Below are 16,797 nucleotides of genomic sequence, written 5' to 3'. Positions count from 1 at the left end.
ACGCTGTGGGAGCGAGCCTGCTCGCACCCACAGGATTTTGTGTCGTCTCGGATGTCAGGTTTGCAGCTGAGTTTGTGCAATGCCAGTGGATGGCACTGAACGAAAATTTCCGTTGGCAGAATTCACCTGCATCGTGTCGTGAGAGTGGCGTACTGTGTACGCCGCCACATCTCACTTCGCAGCCACTGTCAATGGAGCCATGTTTTGGACGAGACCATCGCTCGAATCAAAACCTCGCGGGAAGCAAAAATTTTTGCCAGCAATGCCAAGCGTCTTGGTGATCTTGACGCCGAGACCAAGGCACTTGATCGGGCGCTGGATCTTCAAGCGAAAGAAGAGGGGTACACGACCCCTGCAGAGATTGCCATTGCCAAGGCACTTTACATTTATGAGGATCTGCAAGGAACAGTTGCCGGCAAAGCGTATCGAGCTAACCGGACCCGAAAGATGATACGAGAACATGGTGCCCTGCTTGCCGCCGAACGAATGGTCATTGCCCAGCGACCCTCTCGTGGATATACCGAACTCGCTCAAGCAGGTCTGGGGGCACACAGTTTCGAGGCGATTATCAATCAGTACCCGGAGGAGTTTTCCAATCAGGCGGTCATGGCGGCGCAAGCCCGTCTCACTGGTGTCAAACACGAAAGCGTTGTTTCAAACAAGGATGTCAGTTTTCGCGAGTTCTATTCTCCGCCCCCCATTCCTGACGCTGAGGCATTACTGCTTATTGAGCGGTTCAAAAACCCGGAAAACAGATTCCAAAGTACTTGGAAGCCTCACTACACCGAGACGATAAACAAGATCCGTCTGGGACTGGAAAGTGGTCGAGTTGTCGATGTTATGGATCTGGTTTGGAGTGAGCGGGATAACGGTGTGAGCAATGCGGCACAGGGTGTGCTGGGAATGGCGAAGATCGACTCCTTGCGAGCTCAATTCGAGGCACTGACGGCGGAAATTTCCGTGGATGGCAGCCCTGAAACCTTTCAGACCATCGTGCGTCGACTAGCGGAGTGGCGTGATGAGGGTTTAATAACAAAGCTGCCTATGCTGTTGATCGCCCGCGCGTTTGCGGCGATTCATCCAGAGCGATATCACACGTTGGTTGTGGAGGAAAAACACGAGCAGGTACTTCCATGGTTCTGTGCTCATACCGGGTTTTCCGTGCCGAGTGGAAACTGGGCGCAGAAGGCTCAGGCATTGATGGCGCATATGGATTCCATTGATGCCTTTGAAGGCGAGAATGTTTTTCGCAGTATGTTTCCATGGTTCGTGTTTGAGCATTTACGTACGGCCGATCGGCGTATTCCTTTTATTCCAGGACATGCGGAGCGCTCCCCAGATACGGTTGTTGATTTGCCCGCGACATCCCGTCAAGTGTTGCTGCGTCATAACAGGCTTCAAACTCACTTGTATGGTTTGTTGTGCGATCAATATGGTAAACAACACGTTAAAACGGAGCACGCGACTGGTTCGGGAGGGTATGCGGACGCTCTGGTTCGACTAGCTGATAACCGTTGTTTTCTATATGAGATCAAGGTGACATTGACGGCGGCGAGCGCTGTTAGAGAAGCTTTAGGGCAGCTGCTTGAATATGCATATCGTCCAGGCGGGTTCGAGCCCGAAAGACTAATTATCGTTGCGGAGCCAGTCCTTGACGAGATTACTGAGCAATTTTTGGCGAGGCTGAATGAAGAGTTTCGATTCAGGCTTGAGTATTTTCAGATCAAGCTGCCAAATGATGACTAAGTTTGACCGGATCCGCAGATTTTCAGATCGATCTTGTTGTGACGGAGTAGTAATGACATCAGGGATTGCTGACCACCCCTAGCCACTCCGTAAACAACCGCACTTTCGACAACCCTTGCTTGTCATTCGCCACATCCAGCCAATAGCCATACGGCCCGATCACTTCCACCGGAGTGATCGGTAACAAACTGCCATTCGCCAATTCCTTCTCGATCATCTGCCGGTCAATCACGGCTAGTCCGCCACCCGCCAGTGCGGTGTGGATCACCTGATCCAGCGTGCTGAATTCCAGCCCTTGCCCCGCATCGACATCGTCCCGGCCCATTGCCGCGAGCCAGTTCTCCCAGACCTTCAACCGTTTGCCGTCATGCAGGATGTGCAGCAAGGGAAACCGCCGCAAGTCCGGCGGTTGGCCGTTGACGAACAACTCCGGACTGGCCACCGCCATGTGCCGTTCCATCACCAGTAACTGGCTGCTGCAGTGGCTGGCCGCTTCGAGGCCGAAGCGAATGTGGCAGTCGATTTCCGCAAGGTTTTCGTGGCCGCTTTGGTTGGTCACGCTCAGGCTGATGTCCGGGTAGCGTTGGCAAAAGGCGCGCAGGTGCGCCGACAACCAGCGCGTGGCCCAGGTCGGCGGTGCGACGATGCGCAGGCGTTGGCGCAGGTTGGGCACGCGCACGGCTTGCAGGGCACGTTCGACGTGGTCGAAGGCGTCGCTCAGTTGCGGGGAGAGGGCGAGACCGGTTTCGGTCAGGGACAGGCCTTGTGGGGTGCGGATGAACAGCGCCACGCCGAGGTAGTCTTCGAGTTGCTTGATCTGACGACTCACCGCGCCCTGGGTGACGTTCAACCCCAAGGCTGCCTGGCTGAAACTACGATGCCGCGCGACCTCTTCGAAGACGCGCAGCATGTTGAGCGAGGGGAGTTGACGCATGGAAGGAGGGCTCCGCACCGGCCTCGGATGCTGCGTTGGGCCGGTTTGTTGTTTTTGGATGGTTTTGTGGTGCCTATCTGACTATCTGGAAGGAGGGGATGCAAGTGTTGTTTGGGCTGACGCTTTCGCGGGCAAGCCTCGCTCCTACAGGTTCGGTGATCCCTGTAGGAGCGAGGCTTGCCCGCGAAGGCGTCCTCAAGGACGCCAAAAATCCCGGATCAGAAGTAATACCCGATGTTCATGTACAGCTGATTCTCCCAATGATCCGTCCCGCCAGCGCCCAGGCTCTGGGTGTAGCTGCTGCCACCGATGTACGGGTCATTCTTGCCGTACAGCCACTCGGTCGCGATCCACAATTTGCTGAAGGAAAACGAGGTGCCGAGAATCATCCGTTGTGAGGTCTTGAACTCATCGGCGGATTTGTCGAAGGCGCTGTAGTTGGCGTACAGCTTCACGCCGCTGACCAGATCGAACAAGTATTTGCCGCTGACGTCGTAGCTCAGGTCCGCCACGTACAAATTGCCGCGACTGGCGACGTTGTAAGTGCCGTCGTAACCGCCCAGCGTCACCAATTCATCGGTGCCGGCGTTGCGCGGCGACATCTGTTGCCGCGCCGCTTGCAGTTGCACACCCCACGGACCGTTCTTGCCCAGGTAGTGCACGGCCACGGCGTTGCGTCGGCCGTCGTTGTCGGTGTCCTTGTTCTCCAGGGTCGAGGTCAGGCCAGAGATCCCGACTTCGGATTTCCACGGCCCCAGGTCTAGCGCCTTGGCCACCCGAAGTACGATGGTGTTGCGTTCCTGGTTGTCGCTGCCGTCGCCCACGTAGCTGTCCGCCCCGGACACCACGCTGGAATACGTCACGCCTTTACTGGTGCCTTTGCCTTGCCACGCCGGGCGCAGGTAGTAGCCGGCCTGGACGTTCCAGTCGCCGCTTTGCTGGATGTACTTGGCGCCGATCTGTTGCACATCTTCCAGGCCGATGACGTTGCCGAGGGTTTCGTAGAAGGTGCTGCCGAAGTACGGCTGCAAACCGAACGGCACGGTGTTCAAACCCACCTGCACTTGCTGGTCCGGGTTGAACTTGTAGCCGGCCCACGCGTACTTGGCGAACTGGATGTCGCCGTAGTCCTTGGTGTACTGGTAAGGGTAGGAGCGTCCGTAGAAACGGTACTGCGCCTCACCGATCCAAGTGTCGGAGTTGTACTTGGCGCTGAGGAACACGGTGTCCAGGCCGAATTTCTGGATGTCGCGGTCCGGGTCATAGTCCCAACGGGCGCGCACGGCGCCGCCGAGGTCGAGGTTGTCGGTCACTTGAACCGCCATGGCCGGGGCGGCGAAGGCGCCGAACACCGGAATCAAAGCAATGGAACGGATAGCACGAGGGGTGATTGCGCGCACTGTGATACTCCCGATTTTCTGATTATTGTTGGCAACAGCAACCCATGCCGCAGCGAACGCTGCGACCTGGGGAAAGGGTTATGGGCTTAGTTGGCTTGAGGCCGGATCAGCCTCAGCGCGGGCTCCGCGACAGGCAACACCGGTATCGCCGAAGCGCCGGGGGCCGCCGCCAGCAAGGTCTGGGTGTAGCTGTTTTGCGGACGCAGCAACACCTGTTCCGCCGTGCCGTATTCCACCACTTCGCCCTGACGCATCACCGCGATGTAGTCACTGATCTGCGCCGCCACGCGCAGGTCGTGGGTGATGAACAAAATGCTCAGGTTCAGTCGCTGTTGCAGCTCGGCGAGCAACTCCAGCACCTGTTTCTGCACCGACACGTCCAGCGCCGAGACGCTTTCGTCGGCGATCAATACTTCCGGGCGCATCGCCAGTGCCCTGGCAATGCCGATGCGTTGGCGTTGACCTCCGGAAAACTGCCGGGGCTTGCGCTTGAGCGCATCACGTTTGAGCCCGACCTGCTCCAGCAAGTCGCCAGCCTCGGTCCACGCATCCTTGGCCGACAACCCGCGCAGTTGCGCGGCGCGGGCAATGATGTCGCCGACCCGGTGACGCGGATTGAGTGAGCCGTAAGGGTCCTGGAAAATCATCTGGATGCGCCGCCGATTGGCCGCCAGTGCCGAGCCGCGCAAGGCGAGGAAATCCGTGTCACCGACCCACACGTGGCCGCTGTCGCTGTCCACCAGACGAATCGCCGCTTTGACCAACGTGCTTTTGCCCGAGCCGGATTCGCCGACGATGGCCAGGGTTTTGCCCCGTGGCAGTTGCAGGGAGACATCCCTGAGCGCCGCCACCGAGCGGCCGCCGACGTTGTAGGTTTTGTTCAGGTGCTCGATGCGCAGCGCCAGTTCACCGTCGGCGCTGGGCACGTGCAGTTCCGGGTGAAGGGCCGGCACGGCGGCGATCAGTTTGCGGGTGTAAGGATGCGCCGGGGCGTTGAGCACCTGATCGCGCTCACCGATTTCCACCAGGCGCCCACCTTCCATCACTGCGATGCGGTCGGCGATTTCCGCGACCACGCCGAAGTCGTGGGTGATGAACAGGATGCCGTGCTGGCCACGCCCGCGCAGTTCGCGCACCAGTTTCAGGACTTGCGCCTGGGTGGTGACGTCGAGGGCCGTGGTCGGTTCGTCGGCGATCAACAGGTCGGGATTCATCGCCAAAGCCATGGCAATCACCACCCGCTGGCATTGGCCGCCGGAGAGTTGATGGGGAAAGCTGTTGGCGATCCGTGGTGGGTCCGGCAAGTGAGTGGAGTCGAGCAGCGCGAGCATGCGTTCGCGGCGCTCGGCGGCGGGCATCTGCGGGGCGTGGATGTCGAAGATTTCCTCGACTTGCTGGCCGATACGGATCGCCGGATTCAACGCGGCCATGGGCTCCTGGAAGATCATCGCGATGCGATTGCCACGCAACTGACGCAGGGCGTTTTCTTCCATGCGGCAGATGTCATTGCCGAGAAAATCGATCACGCCTTCGCTGTGGCGCAGGCCTTTGGCGTAGTCGCCCATGATCGCTGCCGAGAGCACCGATTTGCCGGAGCCGGACTCGCCGATCACACAGAGGATTTCGCCCTTGCGCACATCCAGGCTGATGCCTTGCACGGCGTGGCTGCGGTCGGCGCCGGCCGGCAATTCAATGGAGAGATTCTCCACCTTCAATACTTGTTGTTGACTCATGCTCAGCTCCTTGCGCCTTTCTGGGCGTGTTCGTCCAGACCGTCCGCCAACAGGCTCAGGCCCAGCATCAGGGTGGAGATGGCAATGCACGGGAAGATCACCAGGTGCGGAAACGCGATGGCCATGCTGCGGCCTTCGTTGATCATGCCGCCCCAGTCCGGGGTGGGCGGTGGCAGGCCGAGGCCGAGGAAACCGAGGGCGCCGATCATGATCGCGGTGTAGCCGATGCGCAGGCAGAAATCGACGATCAGCGGGCCGCCGCAGTTGGGCAGGATTTCCACCAGCATGATGCGCAACGACCCTTCACCCTGGGTGATCGCGCTGAGCACGTAGTCCCGGGAGCGGATGTCGATGGTCAGGGCGCGCATGATGCGGAAGATCGCCGGGGCGCTGGTGAAGGTCACCGCAATCAGGATGTTCAGCGCCGAAGCGCCGAGGGCGATGATGATCACGATGTACAGCACCAGCACCGGGAACGACAACACAGTGTCGGCGACGTACGACAGAAAGGCATCGACCTTGCCGTTGAAGTAACCGGCGCACAGGCCCATGGCAATGCCCACGGCAAACGCGGTCAGCGTCGCCAGGATCGACCAGAACAACACGGTGCGCGTGCCCCAGACCAGCCGCGAAAGAATGTCCCGGCCAATCATGTCGGTGCCCAGCAGAAAGCTCTGACCATTGCCGTCGGCGCTCATCGGCGTCAACAGCGGGCTGAAGCTTTCCAGCGGGTCATGGGGTGCCAGCCACGGGGCAAACGTGGCGGTCAGCACCCAGCCGCCCACGAGCAGCAAACCGAGCAGGGCCAGGGGATGTTTGAACGATTGCAGGAAGCTCATTGGCCACCTCCGCCAAGACTGCGCAGGGTGATGCGCGGGTTGAGCCAGGTGTAGGCCAGGTCGGAAAAGATTTTCGTCGCGCCGACTACTGCGCCGCTGATCATCGCGCAGGCTTCGATCAGGTAAACGTCGTGGTTCAGCGAAGCGGTGTACAGCAACGAGCCGAAGCCTTTGTAGGCGAAGAACACTTCGACCACGATCACGTTCGACAGCAACCACGGGATGTACAGCATGATCACCGTGATCGGGGCGATGAGGACGTTGCGCAAGGCATGGCGCAGCACGATGCGCGAGGTCGATGCGCCTTTGAGGCGAGCGGTGCGGATGTACGGCGCCTGCATGACTTCAACCATCGACGCACGGGTGATGCGGGCCAGGTAGCCGATGCCGAACAGGCACAACACCATCAGCGGCAGGGCCAGCTCGGCGGCGTTGAAGCCATCGCTCATGCTGCTCACGCCTGGCAGCCAGTTGAGCCAGAACACGAAGATTGCCGAGACGAACACCGCACTGGCAAAGTCCGGAATCGAGGTGGTGACGATCGACAGGAATGACACCAGGCGGTCTATCGCCGAACCCTGGCGAATGCCGGCCAGAATGCCCAGGGTCAGGGCCACCGGCACCATCACCAACAGGGCCAGCCCGGCCAGGATCAATGTTTGCCCGAGGTTGGGCAGCAGCAGGTTGATCACCGGTTCGCGAAAGTGCACCGAGGTGCCCCAGTCGCCGCTGACGAAATCTTTCAGCCACACCAGGTAACGCCACAGGAACGGCTGGTTGTAGCCATGTTCCACCAGCCACGCGGCGCGCTGGTCGGCGGCGGAGTAGGGGCCGAGGACGTTGATGGCGACGTCTTCGATGTTCAGTTCAAGGGCGACAAACACGATCAGCGACACCGACAACAGGGTCGCGATCAGCGCCATCAATTTGCGTATCAGAAATTCAGCCATGCTGCAGGCTCCGGCTAATCAAGGGATGCCGGCCCGCCGCACCGGTCGGTGGGCGGGCACGTTTGGGGCTGCGCGTCAGGCGCTCAACCAGACTTCATCCATTGGGTAGAAGTCGGAAGGGTGAACCTGGAACCCCTGGACCTTCTTGCTGGTGGCGGTGAACTTGTCACCCCAGAACGGCTGCACCATCACCGCGGCGTCCTGCAAGATGCGCTCGACGTCTTGCATGGCCAGGGCACGTTGTTTCGGATCGATGATGCCCATGGCCTTGTCCAGCGCGGCGTCGAAGGCCGGGTCGCTGTAGTGGCTTTCGTTCCAGGCCGCACCGCTGCGGTAGGCCAGTTCCAGCGACATCACGCCCAGCGGGCGATGCGCCCAATAGGTCAGGCTGAACGCCGCCTTGTCCCAGATCGGCCAGTATTGGGTGGCCGGAATGACTTTCAGGTTGATGCGGATGCCGGCCTCCAGGCAGTTCTGCTGCAGGATCTGTGCGCAGTCCTGTTCGTAGCGGCCCTGGGTGTTGCCGACAATCAGGTCGATGTCGATGCCATTCGGGTAACCGGCGTCGGCCAGCAGTTTTTTCGCCCCGGCGACATCCCGCTCACGCTTGGGCAACGGCGCATATTCCGGATGGGAAGGCGCGACGTGGTGGTCTTCGCCCAGGGTCCCCATGCCGCGATAAGCGATTTTCAGCATCTGCGCATTGTCGGCGCAGAGCACCACGGCTTGGCGGATCCGCACATCGGTGAACGGCTTCTGGTCGCAGGCCATGCGCATGACCACGGTCTGTGCCGACTTGCAACTGAGCAACTGCGCGCCCGGCAAACGCTTGGCCAGGTCCAGTTCGGCCACGGTCACGCGGTACAGCACGTCCACTTGCCCGGCTTGCAGCGCCGCGAGATGGGTGGAAATGTCGGTGCCCATGTCGACGTAGCGCAGCTCGTCGAGGTTGGCCGGTTTGCGCCAGTAATCTGCGCGTTTGGCGAAGGTGGCTTGCTTGTTCACCGCAAACGACACCAGCTTGAATGGCCCGGTGCCAATCGGGTTTTTCGCCCAGTCGTCACCGTTTTTGAAGCTGCGGTGAACCAGAGTGCAGGTGAAGGCGCTGAGCATTTCCGGGATGGCCAGAATCGGCCGCTTGAGCACCAGGCGGAACTGGTACGGGCTGACTTTCTCGAATGCAGCGATGTCCTGGAACGCGGTGCGGTTGACCGACTTGGAATCGGCGGCGATCCAGCGATGGATGTTGTGTTCGACATCGTCGCTGGTGAACTCGTCGCCGTTGCTCCACTTGACGCCCTGGCGCAGGTTGAAGGTCCAGGTCTTGAGGTCTTCGGACGGGCTCCAGCTCTCGGCCAGGTAGGGGTGGGTGATGTTGTCGGCGTCTACCCAGGTCAGGAATTCGAGGGAGTTGCGCAGCAGGTTCGAGGCTTCGATCCAGGTGATCAGCATCGGGTCCTGGATTTCCTGGATGGCGCAGGCAAAACGCAGAGTACCGCCCTGGCGTGGCGGGATGGCCTCGGCGGCGTGGGCGGAATTACCGAGCAGGGCGGAACCGAGGAAGGTGCTGGCGCTGGCGACGGTGATGCCGAGGAGGGTGGCGGTGCGCAAGAATTGCCGGCGGTTGATCTCGCCACTTTTGACTTGGGTGCACAGGTCGTTGACTGCTGGATGCGGCAGGGCGCCGTCCAGAGTTGTTAGCTCGTCGAGATGGGGCATGGGGCAGCTCTCATGTTGTTTTTATTTGAGATGGCCGCAGTTTTGTCATCGGCGCAAAGATCGACAAACGATAAATTCAACGCGCAAACGTTCGATAAATGCATGTTACTGGCGCAGGGCTATGTCAGAGCTTGAAATAGACAGGCTGGACGCAGTCAATGTGGGAGCGGGCTTGCTCGCGAAAGCAGTGTGTCATTCAACATTGATGCGTCCTGATACACCGCTTTCGCGAGCAAGCCCGCTCCCACAGAAAAGCAGTCTGCGGTGCTGCTGGATTGTCCTACACAACACAAAAATGCATGTTACTGGGGAAATTTCCTACAAGGCGTGGGATGCTTAATACCTCGTCAGCCTTCCACGAGTGCCTTTCATGAAACGCAAAATGCCTGGTCTGAATGCCCTCAAAGCCTTCGAAGTGGCCGGCAGCACCGGCAGCTTCACCCGGGCCGCCGAGTTGCTCAATGTCACCCAGAGCGCCGTCAGCCGGCAGGTGCGCCAACTCGAAGAGCAATTGGGCGAAAACCTGCTGGAGCGGCGCCATCATCACCTCGACCTGACCAGCGCCGGGCGGGTGCTGTTACGGGCGCTGCATCAATCCTTCGACAAGATCGAGCTGACGGTGCGCAGCATCCAGCAGAAAACCCATTCCAATCGCCTGCACATCAACGCGCCGCCGACCTTCACCAACCGCTGGCTGATGCCGCGTCTGGGGCGGCTGCGCGAGAAGCATCCGGAACTGGAGTTGAGCATCACCACACGCTTGCAGGACAGCCTCGCGGAAACCAGTACGCTGGATTGCGCGATTCGTTTCGGTGACGGTGAATGGGATGGGCTGGACAGTTCGCTGCTGATCCAGGAACGGCACATCGCGGTGTGCGCGCCGACCTTGTATGCGCGGGAGTGGAGCGAGCAGGGCATCGACCTCAATCGCCTGACCTTGCTGCATGTGCTGGCCCGGGAAGACCAGCGTTACCTGACCTGGAAACACTGGCTGGACGCCGCACGCATCACCGGCGTCGATACCCAGGGCGGCTACGAGTTCGACCTGCTGGACCTGGCCATCCGCGCGGCCGTCGACGGTTTGGGCATCACCATCGCCGATTGGCATATGGTCGCTTCGGAACTGGCCAGCGGGCAGTTGACCCAGGTGCTCAACGTGCACGTGGAAGGGCATCAATCCTACTGGCTGGTGACCCGGCCGGAACAGACGGAGATGCCGCAATTGCAGCTGTTCAGCGAGTGGTTGCAGGAAGAGATCTGGCTGGCGCAACGCAAGCTCGAACCCTCTACCGCCGCCACCTGAACACCACAACCCCTTGTAGGAGCGAGGCTTGCCCGCGAAGGCGGAGTGTCAGGCAACATCAATGTTGACTGACACTCCGCCTTCGCGGGCAAGCCTCGCTCCTACAGGGGCGCGTACCGTTCACATGGGTAACCTGCATTTTTCGAATGTTGCACCGCTCAATAAATCGTTTGTTCAACCCGCGTCCGATGCCAAGACTGCAAGCACTGGATAAAAACAACGATGGGCGATGCACATGCGACTCGAGCGAAATTTTGTTAACGGCCACTTCATTGAACCTGCCAGCGAAGCGCTGATCGCGGTGTACAACCCCGCGACTGAAGTGCTTTTAGGTCATGTTTCAGCGGCCACTGCCAATGAAGCGACCCAGGCGGTCGACGCCGCCGCCGTGGCCCAGAAAGTCTGGGGCAAGCTCACCAGCATCGAACGCGCCGAACACCTGCGCTCGTTTGCCGATGCACTTGAAGCCTGTGCCGAAAATATCGGTGCAGCGCTGGCCGCCGAATCCGGCAAAAGCGTCGCCGACGCCAGCAACGAAGCTCGCTACGCAGCGCAAATCACCCGTTATCACGCCGAATGGGCGCGCCGTATCGAAGGCGAGATCATTCCCAGCGACACCCCGAACGAAAACCTGTTCCTGCACCGCGAGCCGATTGGCGTGGTCGCGTGCCTGATCCCGTTCAACTACCCGGTTTACACCTTGCTGCGCAAAATCGCCCCGGCGCTGATTGCCGGCAACACCGTGGTGGTGCGCCCGAGCAACAACACGCCGATCTCGGCGTTCGAAATCGCCAAGGCTGTGCAGCAATCCGCAATGCCTGCGGGGGTGATCAACATCCTGACCATGGATCACGCCACCGCTGCTGCCGTTTGCACGCACAAGGCCGTCGGCTTGATCACCCTGACCGGCAGCGTCAACGCCGGGCGTATCGTGCTCGACTACTGCAAGGCCAACATCGCCAAACCGTCGCTGGAGCTGGGCGGCAAGACCCCGGCGATCATCGAGGCCGACGCCGATCTTGAAGCCGCCGCCACCGCGATTGTTGCGTCCAAGACCACCCACTGCGGCCAGTTGTGCACGGCGGTAGAGCGGGTCTATGTGCAGGAAAGCGTCTACGAGAAATTCCTTGGCCTGCTGAAAGAAAAAATCAGCGCTGTGGAGTTCGGCGATCGCGCCATGGATCCCGCCTTTATGGGGCCACTGGTCAACGCCAGTTCGCAGCAGAACATCCACGCCATGGTCGAGCGCGCTGTCGCCGACGGTGCTGTACTGGAAACAGGCGGTTTTATCCCGCAAGGCAAAGGCCATTTCTACCCGCCGACCCTGCTCAGCGGTTGCCGTCAGGACATGGAAATCATCCAGGAAGAAATCTTCGGCCCGGTGCTGCCGGTGCTCAAGTACCGCGACATCGACGAAGCGCTGGCCATGGCCAACGACCATCAGTTCGGCCTGTCCTCGGTGCTGTACACCGAGAACTACCGCACCACGATGAAAGTCGCCAACGCCATCGAGGCCGGCGAGTTGTACGTCAATCGCACCCCGGCGGACCCGTACCAGGGCTTCCACGCCGGCTGGAAACGCTCGGGCCTGGGCGGCGACGACGGCAAGCACGGCATGCTCGAATTTACCCAGACACGTTTGGTGGTCATGAAGTATTGATCCACCCGCAACACGCCTCACGCCACACCCATAAAAACAATTATTTGGGGCGCCCGGACCACCGGGCTGCCCGAGGTCTCACAGATGTCCAAGCCTGCAACCACTGTTGCCGCTGTTCAGGGTTCGAACGCGGGTTCAAAAAGCCACAGTGACAAGGGAAGTCGTTACGTCCAGTTGATGCTGTTGGTGCTGGCCGCCGGGGCGATCTACCCGATCCTCTATCTGCGCCAGGTCTACCAGACCACCATGCTCGAAGTGTTCCAGATCAACCACAGCGAACTGGGTTATCTGTACTCGATGCTCGGCACGATTTTCCTCCTGAGTTACTTGCCCAGCGGCTGGCTGGCCGACCGCATTGCCCCGCGTTTTCTGATTTTCTTCTCGCTGGTCGCCACCGGTGCCTTGGGCCTGTGGTATTCCACTGCGCCATCGTTGACCGGGTTGATGATCATCTTCGGTTGCTGGGGCCTGACCACCGGCCTGACGTTCTGGGCCTCGGTGCTCAAACGCGTGAAGATGATTGCCCATCACACTGAGCAAGGCCGGTTCTTTGGCATCCTCGATGGCGGTCGCGGCCTGGTCGAAGCGTTGCTGGCGACCGTTGCGCTGGGGCTGTTTGCCTTCGCCACCGAAACCCGTGGCGAGTCCGCCGCTGAAGGCTTCAAACACGTGGTTTACCTCTACGCCTTCACCTGTATCGCCATCGGTTGTGTGCTGGTGTTGATCAAGGACCCGAAGTCGATGGAAGACACGGCAGCGGTGGAGAAGGGCAAGTACAACCTGCTCACTGACTTGACCACGCTGGTGAAAATCCCCGAGCTGTGGCTGGTGACGGCCATCGTGTTCTGCGGTTATCACATCTTCTGGGCCACCTACAGCTTCTCCGATTACCTGCAGGGCGGCGGCATGACGGCGGTCATGGCCGGCACCATCACCACCATCAAACTGTGGATGCGCCCGATTGGCGGCATCGGCGGTGGCTGGCTGGGTGACAAGTTTTCGAACATTTCGGTGCTGATCGTGGCGTTGTTCTTCGCGACGTTGGCAATGGTCGGCCTGATCGTGTTCCCGGCGCTCAACAGCATGGGCCTGCTGATCGGCACGGTGATCTTCATCGGCCTGATGACCTACGCCATTCGCGGTTTGTACTGGGCGATCCTCGACACCTGCAACATTCCACTGCGCATCACTGGCCTGGCGATTGGGATTGTCTCGGTGGTCGGTTACTTGCCCGACGCCTTCATTCCCTTGATCAACGGCTACCTCACCGAACATTTCCCCGGTGCCTTTGGTTACAAGCTGTATTTCGGCTACATCGCGTTCGTCGGCCTGCTCGGGACCCTGGCGGCCCTGACCCTGCGTGCCCGAATCAATCGTCAATCTTTGAACAAGACTTCTTTGAACAAGACAGGTGCCTGAGATGAAAATCGTCGCCCTTGAAACCCACATTGTTGCCGTACCGCCACCGCACATCGGCGGCATGTACTGGCTGTTCGTCAAGCTCAAGACCGATTGCGGCATCGAAGGCGTGGGCGAAATCTACGCCGCAACCTTCGGCCCGAAAGCCATGCTGCCGATCATCGAAGACGTGTTCGAACGTTACCTGCTCAACCACGACCCGCACCACATCGAACGCTTCTTCCGCCAGGCCTATTCGAGCGGTTTCACCCAGCGTCCGGACCTGACCATGATGGGTGTGGTCAGCGGCCTGGAGATGGCGTGCTGGGACATCATCGGCAAAGCGGCGAACAAGCCGGTCTACGAATTGCTCGGCGGCAAGGTCCACGAACGCCTGCGCTCGTACACCTATTTGTACCCGGTCAACAGCAAGGGCGAGTACGACTACGACGACCCGGACCTGGCGGCCGAATGCGCCATCGAGAACATGAACAAAGGCTTCACCGCCGTTAAGTTCGACCCTGCCGGGCCGTACACCGCGTACTCCGGGCACCAGATTTCCCTGGAAGTGCTGGATCGCTGCGAAACCTTCTGCCGCAAGATCCGCGAAGCGGTGGGGGACAAGTGCGATTTGCTGTTTGGCACTCACGGGCAGATGGTGCCGTCCTCGGCGATTCGCCTGGCTAAACGCCTGGAGAAATACGACCCGCTGTGGTTCGAAGAACCGGTGCCGCCGGGTCAGGAAGAGGCCATGGCGCAAGTTGCGGCCAAGACCAGCATCCCGATTGCCACCGGTGAACGGCTGACCACCAAGTACGAATTTTTCAAGTTGCTGCAGGCTGGCGGTGCATCGATTCTGCAGATGAACGTTGCCCGTTGCGGCGGTCTGCTGGAGGCGAAAAAGATCGCCAGCATGGCCGAGGCCTACTACGCGCAGATCGCGCCGCACCTCTACAACGGGCCGATTGGCGCGGCGGCGAGTTTCCAGCTGGCCACCTGTACGCCGAACTTCCTGATCCAGGAAAGCATCATGACCTGGGGCGGTTTCCATGCCGAAGTCCTGACCAAACCGCTGCAATGGGAGGACGGCTACATCATTCCGTCCACCGAGCCGGGCCTGGGTGTCGAGCTGAACATGGACGTGGTGCGCAAGCATTCGCCGTACACCGGTGAGCGTCTGCACCTGCAAATGGCGCCGACCCCGGCAGACGTCAAAGACACATCGCCAGCCAGGGGCTGACAGGAGAGGGCGCAGTTCTCCTGTAGGAGCGAAGCTTGCTCGCGAAAGCGGCGGGCCAGCCAATACCAATGTTGACTGACTCGACGCCTTCGCGAGCAAGCTTCGCTCCTACAAGGGGGCGGCGCGCGGTTTTTTGTACAACGACTTACGCGGTAACCGTGCATGACTTATGACTACATCATCGCTGGCGCTGGCGCCGCGGGCTGCATCCTCGCCAATCGGCTCTCGGCTTCGGGCGAACATTCGGTGCTGCTGCTGGAAGCGGGCGGCAAGGACAGTTCCCTGTGGTTCAAGATCCCGGTCGGCTTCGCGAAAATGTATTACAACCCGACCTTCAACTGGATGTACTACAGCCAGCCGCAAAAGCAGCTGAACAACCGCGAAATCTATGCCCCGCGCGGCAAGGTCCAGGGCGGTTCGGGTTCGATCAACGCGATGATCTACGTTCGCGGCCAGGCCCATGACTTTGACGATTGGGCGGCCAACGGTAACGAAGGCTGGGGCTTCAAGGACGTGCTGCCGTACTTCCGCAAACTGGAAAACCATCCGCTGGGCGACAGCGAATACCACGGCGGCAGCGGCCCGATCAGCATCACGCCGATGAAGGGCCAGACCCATCCGATCTGCGATGTGTTCCTCAAGGGCTGCGACGAACTCGGTTACCCACACAGCGACGACTTCAACGGGCCGAAGTTCGAAGGCTCGGGCATCTACGACGTCAACACTCGCAACGGCCAGCGTTGTTCCAGCAGCTTCGCGCATTTGCACCCGGCATTGAGCCGGCCGAACCTGACGGTCGAGCATTTCGCCCTGGTGGATCGTGTGGTGTTCGATAACGGCCGGGCGACCGGCATTTCCGTGACCCAGCACGGCGTTGCGCGCACCTTCACCGCCAACAAGGAAGTGATCCTGTGCGCCGGTGCCGTGGACACGCCGAAGATTCTGCAACTGTCCGGTGTCGCCGATCAGGCGCTGCTGGCCAGGCACAATATCCCGTTGGTCAAACACCTGCCGGCGGTGGGGCAGAACCTGCAAGACCACTTGTGCGCCAGTTACTACTACAAGGCCAACATCGAGACGCTTAACGATCAACTGAGCTCGCTGTTCGGTCAGTTCAAACTGGGCCTCAAGTACCTGTTTACCCGCAAGGGTGCTCTGGCCATGAGCGTCAATCAGGCCGGCGGTTTTTTCCGGGGTAACGAGCAACAGGCCAACCCGAACCTGCAGTTGTACTTCAACCCGCTGTCGTACCAGATCCCGAAAAACAACAAGGCCAGCCTCAAGCCTGAACCGTATTCGGGTTTCTTGCTGTGCTTCAATCCGTGCCGGCCGACCAGTCGCGGGCACATTGAAATCGCTTCGAAAAATCCCCGTGACGCGGCGTTGATCGACCCGAATTACCTGAGCACGCAAAAGGACATCGACGAGGTCATTCAGGGCAGCCGCCTGATGCGCAAGATCATGCAGGCGCCGGCACTCAAAAACATCACCGTGGAAGAAGTGCTGCCGGGGCCGGTCGTCGAAACCGACGAACAGATGCTGCAGTACTTCCGCGAAAACAGCGGTTCGATTTATCACCTGTGCGGTTCCTGCGCGATGGGCGCGGACGACCAGCGGTCGGTGGTGGACAAACGGTTGAAGGTGCATGGTCTTGAGGGATTGCGCATTGTCGATGCGTCGATTTTCCCTAACGTGACGTCGGGCAATACCCACGCCGCCGTGTTGATGGTGGCGGAGAAGGGCGCCGATCTGATTTTGCAGGACGCCTGATTTCGTCGACTCCCTGTATCAAAAATGAATTTCCGCCGAGTCCGCTGCTCATACCTGTAGGCAGCGGATTTGAGCCCGCGAATTCATTCGGCAATCAGGGAGTGG

At 60.0% G+C, this 16,797-nt stretch carries 12 protein-coding genes; 6 read left to right on the top strand and 6 right to left on the bottom strand.

The features are described from left to right. Positions 1-204: 204 nt before the first annotated feature. On the top strand, positions 205-1,746 hold the full coding sequence (locus ACYZUC_RS07600) for a hypothetical protein (protein WP_461994762.1): 1,542 nt from the start codon (positions 205-207) through the stop codon (positions 1,744-1,746). 58 nt (positions 1,747-1,804) lie between these two features. Here the strand turns inward: ACYZUC_RS07600 and ACYZUC_RS07595 are convergent, their stop codons facing one another. The 6 genes from ACYZUC_RS07595 to ACYZUC_RS07570 form a co-directional block, all read right to left on the bottom strand. Next, entirely contained in the window at positions 1,805-2,680 is an 876-nt protein-coding gene (locus tag ACYZUC_RS07595) for a LysR substrate-binding domain-containing protein (protein ID WP_461994760.1), read from the bottom strand. A gap of 218 nt (positions 2,681-2,898) precedes the next feature. Further along, positions 2,899-4,080 (bottom strand): hypothetical protein, encoded by a 1,182-nt coding sequence (locus ACYZUC_RS07590; protein WP_461994758.1) that lies wholly within the window; start codon positions 4,078-4,080, stop codon positions 2,899-2,901. 86 nt (positions 4,081-4,166) lie between these two features. Next, positions 4,167-5,813 (bottom strand): dipeptide ABC transporter ATP-binding protein, encoded by a 1,647-nt coding sequence (locus ACYZUC_RS07585; RefSeq protein ID WP_461994756.1) that lies wholly within the window; start codon positions 5,811-5,813, stop codon positions 4,167-4,169. A gap of 2 nt (positions 5,814-5,815) precedes the next feature. Next, positions 5,816-6,652 carry an ABC transporter permease gene (locus tag ACYZUC_RS07580; RefSeq protein WP_008043419.1) on the bottom strand — a complete coding sequence of 279 codons (837 nt, stop codon included), beginning with the start codon at positions 6,650-6,652 and terminating at the stop codon, positions 5,816-5,818. Continuing rightward, positions 6,649-7,602, bottom strand: coding sequence for an ABC transporter permease (locus ACYZUC_RS07575; protein WP_461994754.1), 954 nt, complete (start codon positions 7,600-7,602; stop codon positions 6,649-6,651). The genes ACYZUC_RS07580 and ACYZUC_RS07575 overlap by 4 nt, the downstream gene beginning before the upstream one ends. A 75-nt stretch (positions 7,603-7,677) precedes the next feature. Next, a complete protein-coding gene (locus ACYZUC_RS07570; RefSeq protein ID WP_461994752.1) occupies positions 7,678-9,321 on the bottom strand; it encodes an ABC transporter substrate-binding protein in 1,644 nt (547 codons plus the stop codon). A gap of 370 nt (positions 9,322-9,691) precedes the next feature. On the opposite strand from ACYZUC_RS07570, the gene ACYZUC_RS07565 reads away from it, so the two are divergent. The 5 genes from ACYZUC_RS07565 to ACYZUC_RS07545 all read left to right on the top strand — a co-directional run bounded on the left by ACYZUC_RS07565 (position 9,692) and on the right by ACYZUC_RS07545 (position 16,692). Beyond that, positions 9,692-10,624 (top strand): LysR substrate-binding domain-containing protein, encoded by a 933-nt coding sequence (locus tag ACYZUC_RS07565; protein ID WP_461994750.1) that lies wholly within the window; start codon positions 9,692-9,694, stop codon positions 10,622-10,624. Between the two features lie 235 nt (positions 10,625-10,859). Next, positions 10,860-12,284 (top strand): aldehyde dehydrogenase, encoded by a 1,425-nt coding sequence (aldA, locus tag ACYZUC_RS07560; RefSeq protein ID WP_461996678.1) that lies wholly within the window; start codon positions 10,860-10,862, stop codon positions 12,282-12,284. Positions 12,285-12,368: 84 nt separating this feature from the next. Continuing rightward, positions 12,369-13,703 carry an MFS transporter gene (locus ACYZUC_RS07555; RefSeq protein ID WP_461994748.1) on the top strand — a complete coding sequence of 445 codons (1,335 nt, stop codon included), beginning with the start codon at positions 12,369-12,371 and terminating at the stop codon, positions 13,701-13,703. 1 nt (position 13,704) lies between these two features. After that, complete coding sequence (locus ACYZUC_RS07550) at positions 13,705-14,922, top strand: mandelate racemase/muconate lactonizing enzyme family protein (protein ID WP_461994746.1); 1,218 nt, start codon at positions 13,705-13,707, stop codon at positions 14,920-14,922. A gap of 162 nt (positions 14,923-15,084) precedes the next feature. Further along, entirely contained in the window at positions 15,085-16,692 is a 1,608-nt protein-coding gene (locus ACYZUC_RS07545; protein WP_461994744.1) for a GMC family oxidoreductase, read from the top strand. The last annotated feature ends 105 nt before the right edge of the window (positions 16,693-16,797 follow it).

The organism is Pseudomonas sp. GT1P32 (assembly GCF_054897805.1).
Note: the sequence above shows the minus strand (reverse complement) of the source record. Positions and strands in the feature narration are given on the sequence as shown.

What these genes read in the sequence shown, in the direction of transcription:
- ACYZUC_RS07595 (WP_461994760.1), bottom strand. Translation starts at nt 2,680, where the DNA reads ATGCGTCAACTCCCCTCGCTCAACATGCTGCGCGTCTTCGAAGAGGTC.
- ACYZUC_RS07585 (WP_461994756.1), bottom strand. Translation starts at nt 5,813, where the DNA reads ATGAGTCAACAACAAGTATTGAAGGTGGAGAATCTCTCCATTGAATTG.
- ACYZUC_RS07580 (WP_008043419.1), bottom strand. Translation starts at nt 6,652, where the DNA reads ATGAGCTTCCTGCAATCGTTCAAACATCCCCTGGCCCTGCTCGGTTTG.
- ACYZUC_RS07575 (WP_461994754.1), bottom strand. Translation starts at nt 7,602, where the DNA reads ATGGCTGAATTTCTGATACGCAAATTGATGGCGCTGATCGCGACCCTG.
- ACYZUC_RS07570 (WP_461994752.1), bottom strand. Translation starts at nt 9,321, where the DNA reads ATGCCCCATCTCGACGAGCTAACAACTCTGGACGGCGCCCTGCCGCAT.
- ACYZUC_RS07565 (WP_461994750.1), top strand. Translation starts at nt 9,692, where the DNA reads ATGAAACGCAAAATGCCTGGTCTGAATGCCCTCAAAGCCTTCGAAGTG.
- aldA (WP_461996678.1), top strand. Translation starts at nt 10,860, where the DNA reads ATGCGACTCGAGCGAAATTTTGTTAACGGCCACTTCATTGAACCTGCC.
- ACYZUC_RS07555 (WP_461994748.1), top strand. Translation starts at nt 12,369, where the DNA reads ATGTCCAAGCCTGCAACCACTGTTGCCGCTGTTCAGGGTTCGAACGCG.
- ACYZUC_RS07550 (WP_461994746.1), top strand. Translation starts at nt 13,705, where the DNA reads ATGAAAATCGTCGCCCTTGAAACCCACATTGTTGCCGTACCGCCACCG.
- ACYZUC_RS07545 (WP_461994744.1), top strand. Translation starts at nt 15,085, where the DNA reads ATGACTTATGACTACATCATCGCTGGCGCTGGCGCCGCGGGCTGCATC.